Source organism: Acinetobacter sp. UBA3106 (assembly GCA_002365595.1).
Taxonomy (GTDB): Bacteria; Pseudomonadota; Gammaproteobacteria; order Pseudomonadales; family Moraxellaceae; genus Acinetobacter.
The window spans coordinates 171,862-176,197 of record DFAM01000013.1 but is presented as its reverse complement, the minus strand read 5'-3'; the positions used below and the strand labels follow the sequence as shown (position 1 = coordinate 176,197).

Below are 4,336 nucleotides of genomic sequence, written 5' to 3'. Positions count from 1 at the left end.
GACATATGCTGTCTAGATTTTTTATTCATCGACCGATTTTTGCAGGTGTTTTAGCCATTATCTTGATGGCTTTTGGTGTTTTCGCAACGCTCAATTTACCGGTAGAGCGTTTTCCTGACATCGCACCGCCACGCATTAGTGTAAGTGCCAGCTATAATGGTGCTTCAGCAGAAACGGTTGAAGAAAGTGTCACCCAAGTGCTGGAACAGCAAATTAAAGGCATTGATCATCTGCTGTATTTCAGTTCCAGCAGCGATTCATCCGGACGCAGCCGCATTAACATCAGTTTTGAAAATGGCACCGATCCGGATACGGCGCAAGTCCAGGTACAAAATGCGATTAATGGTGTACTGAACCGTTTACCGGATGATGTACAGCGTCAAGGGGTCAATGTATTCAAGTCACTGGGTGATACCCATATGGTCATTGGTCTGTATGATGCCTCGGGTAAAAGTGACAGTATTGCCTTGTCCGACTATATGCAGACCCATCTGGAAGAAGAGCTGGCGCGTATAGACGGCATTGGTGAGGTGGATGTTTTTGGTTCGCAATATGCGATGCGCATCTGGCTGAACCCGTTAAAATTAAAACAATACAATTTAATGCCGAGTGATATCCGCGCAGCTGTTGAAGCTCAAAATACTCAGGTTGCAGCAGGGGCAGTGGGAGATTTACCTACACTTGAAGACCAGTATCTCAATGCCAAGGTTACTTCCGGCTCACGTTTAAAAACAGTGCCTGAATTTGAAAATATAATTGTCAAATCTGCGCGTGATGGCAGTTTTATCTATTTAAAAGATGTCGCCCGGGTAGAACTGGGTGCAGAAAATTATCAGGCCATGAATACCATTAACGGCTTTCCTTCTGCCGGGATGGGTATTTCGCTGGCTTCTGGTGCCAATGCCTTGGCGACCTCAGCGCTGATTCAGGCTGAGGTGGAGCAGATTTCGAAACAGCTTCCTGAAGGCTATAAGCTGGTTTATCCGCGTGATAATACGCCATTTGTCAAAGAATCCATCAAGGAAGTGGTAAAAACCCTGGTGGAAGCCGTGCTGCTGGTGATTGTGGTGATGTTCCTGTTTCTGCAAAACTGGCGCGCGACCCTGATTCCTGCAGTTACCGTACCGGTGGTGCTGCTGGGTACCATGGCAGTCTTGTATGTACTTGGTTTGAGTATCAATACCTTGACCTTGTTTGCCCTGGTCCTGGCAATCGGCTTGCTGGTAGACGATGCCATTGTGGTGGTGGAAAATATTGAACGGCTGATGCATGAGAAAAATTTGACGGCTAAAGAGGCATCGCTTGAATCCATGCAGGAAATTAGCGGGGCACTCATCGGGATTACCTTGGTTTTAACCGCCGTATTTATTCCCATGGCATTTTTCGGCGGTTCAACCGGGGTAATTTACCGACAGTTTTCGATCACCTTAGTAGCAGCCATGGCTTTATCACTGGCTGTCGCCCTGATTTTAACGCCAGCTTTATGTGCCCTGATTTTAAAGCCGAATCCACAGCCTGCCCGATGGGCGGTCTGGTTCAATGAAAAACTAGATCATTTAAAGCATCGTTATTTAAAATTATCCAATCTGAGCCTGCAGCATAAGGGCATTTGCCTCATTATCTTTGCTGCACTGATCAGTGTGTTTGCGCTGTTCTATCGCGCTTTGCCGACCAGTTTTATCCCCAGTGAAGATCAGGGAATTCTCAACGTGCAGTTTAGACTGGTAGACGGTGCGCCAATGTCGAAAAGTTCTGAAATCGGTGAGCAAATTAGACAGTATTTTCTAGAAAATGAAAAAGACAATGTAAATCTGGTGATGGTGCGTTATGGCCGTAATTTTTCAGGCACAGGACAAAATTTGGGTCAGGGTTTTATTGCCTTAAAACCTTGGGATGAGCGTTCTGGCGATGAAAACTCGGCACAAGCCATCCGGGAACGTGCCTTAAAGCATTTTAAAAAAAATCCGAATGCACAAATTAATGTGACGATGCCAGCTTCGGTCAGTGGTCTGGGTCAGACTGATGGACTGGACTTCTGGATTCGAGATATCAATGGTCAGGGTCGTGCCTATCTGGATAGCCAGTTCAAGCAGCTACAGCAACAGGCAAAACAATACACAACTTTTGAAAATCTGGACAAGCGGTCTAATCCAGATAAGGCAGGACTGAAGGTGAATATTGACCAAAAGCTGGCGATGGCGAATGGACTGTCGCAAACCGCTATTAACAGTACCTTGGCCAGTGCATGGGGCGGCAGCTATATCAATGATTTTATTGATCGTGGCCGGATTAAACGGGTGATGATGCAGGGCGACGCTGAATTTCGTTCTAAACCTGAAGATCTGCAATACTGGTATGTGCGTAATGACTTGAATCAGATGGTGTCATTTAGCAATTTCGCCAATGTCAGCTGGAGTGGCGGGCCAGATGTGGTAAACCGCTATATGGGCTATACCGCATTGCAAATGGAAGCCGATACCGCCAAAGACGTCAGTTCCGGTGTCGCAATGCAGGATGTGGAGCAGCTGGTTGCAAAACATCCGGGTATTGATGTGGCATGGAGCGGATTGTCCTATGAAGAAAAACAGTCGAGCAATCAGGCTGTATTGCTGTATCTCATTTCAATCGGTTTTATTTTCCTGTGTCTGGCTGCACTGTATGAAAGCTGGTCTATTCCTACGGCGGTATTAAGTGCGATTCCTCTAGGGATTGGCGGTAATATCCTGTTCAGCTATTTTGTCGGTTTTCCAAACGATATTTATTTCCAGATTGCCTTACTCACCACGATTGGTTTGTCCTGTAAAAATGCCATTTTAATTGTCGAGTTTGCTTCACTGGCCGAGCAGCAAGGCCGAAGTGTTGTTGAAGCTGCGCTGGAAGGGGCAAGTCTGCGTTTGCGCCCAATTCTGATGACTTCACTGGCTTTTGGTGCCGGGGTGATTCCACTGGTATTTGCCTTTGGAGCAGGGGCTGCCAGCCGTCAGGAAATTGGGGTGAGTGTTTTAGGTGGAGTGATTTTCGCGACCATCTTGGTGCTGATCTTTATTCCTTTCATGTATGTGCTGATTCGTACACTGATGAAAACCAAACCAAAAACATGATCTGATCCAATTTAATCCTTCAATATTCCTTGAGCCAAAGAAAAATATTGAAGGATTTACGTATAATATAAGGCTGTTCAATAACTGAGCTATCCATGTAAATATCTCAGTTAAGTAAGGCTGTAAGAGTTTTTTGGGCATTGTGCCATTACTTTATTAATCATATCGATACACAGCTTATAGAAAAGATATGGTGTAATCTCAATCATTTAGATGAATCATGTCTTTGGAAAAAGCGATGCCCGAACAACAACAAAAACTCAGCCAGCAAGAAGTCATACGTCTGGAGCGTGATTTAGCCAAATTCGCCAATATGATGGACTCAGTGGTACGCATTCCCTTTACCAAACAGGGCGTTGGTGCAGATGCTGCTTTAAGTACCATTCCGGTTGCTGGAGACGTTGCAGGCTTTGTGTTGACCTGTTATGCAATTTATAAAGCCAAGCAGATTGGAGTGCCGCAAAGCAAGCTGAATCCTGTGATGAAACTGGCCATGATGGATGCGGTAGTCGGTTTTATTCCGGTGGCTGGAACGGTGTTTGACATCTTTATCCGTCCAAGTCGAAAAGCTTTAGCAATTGTGCATGAGCATATTCGAGAGGAATATCAGATTCGCAGTGATGTACATGTGGTTCATCCTTTTTTGCATGAAAGCCTGGAACGTAGACAGCAGAGCTCAGCCTTCTGGCGAAATCCGGTGGTAGTCTGGATCTGGTTACATCTTCCGGACTTGTTGGGTGTTATTTTTATTGTTTTACTGGTCATTGCCATGTGGTTGGGGTTGAGCTGGTTATGGCAATGGTGGCAGGGTATGAATGCTGTTTAATTCAAAAGATAAAGTCTATAGATTCTATTGCCGCGAATTTACCCGTGCTTAATGTTGAAGACAGCACATTGAGCTGAAATTGATATGTTTTGGATAGGAAATATCAACGATAGCCTGTTCTGTTTTATCCGTTAACATTAAAAAAGCCTCCATGTGGAGGCTTTTTGATCTTCAATTTAATCAACGAAGATTATGGACAGTTTAATTGTTGTAATGCAGCAACACGTTGTTCAATTGTAGGATGGGTCTGGAACAAAGCAGCCAGGCTGAAACCTTGTTCTCTACCTTCTGCAATTGCAAAGGCTTTCATCTCTTTCGGCATTTGATCAGGGAGTTCTGATTCTGCCTGTAAGCGCAATAATGCAGAAATCATGGCCTGTTTACCGGCTAAACGTGCACCTGCTTCATC

Annotated in this window: 3 protein-coding genes; 2 read left to right on the top strand and 1 reads right to left on the bottom strand. The window is 45.0% G+C overall.

The genetic code is table 11. The features are described from left to right. Positions 1-5 precede the first annotated feature (5 nt). On the top strand, positions 6-3,101 hold the full coding sequence (locus B4C48_RS06515; RefSeq protein WP_291354804.1) for a multidrug efflux RND transporter permease subunit: 3,096 nt from the start codon (positions 6-8) through the stop codon (positions 3,099-3,101). 220 nt (positions 3,102-3,321) lie between these two features. Further along, positions 3,322-3,927, top strand: a complete 606-nt coding sequence (locus B4C48_RS06510; RefSeq protein WP_414631499.1) for a DUF4112 domain-containing protein — start codon at positions 3,322-3,324, stop codon at positions 3,925-3,927. A gap of 190 nt (positions 3,928-4,117) precedes the next feature. On the opposite strand, the gene B4C48_RS06505 is transcribed toward B4C48_RS06510, so the two are convergent. After that, on the bottom strand, positions 4,118-4,336 hold a 219-nt coding region (locus tag B4C48_RS06505), incomplete at its 5' end, for a M48 family metalloprotease (RefSeq protein ID WP_291354797.1).

Excerpts from the sequence above, each read along its gene's own strand:
- B4C48_RS06515 (WP_291354804.1), top strand. The coding sequence starts at position 6 with ATGCTGTCTAGATTTTTTATTCATCGACCGATTTTTGCAGGTGTTTTA.
- B4C48_RS06510 (WP_414631499.1), top strand. The coding sequence starts at position 3,322 with ATGTCTTTGGAAAAAGCGATGCCCGAACAACAACAAAAACTCAGCCAG.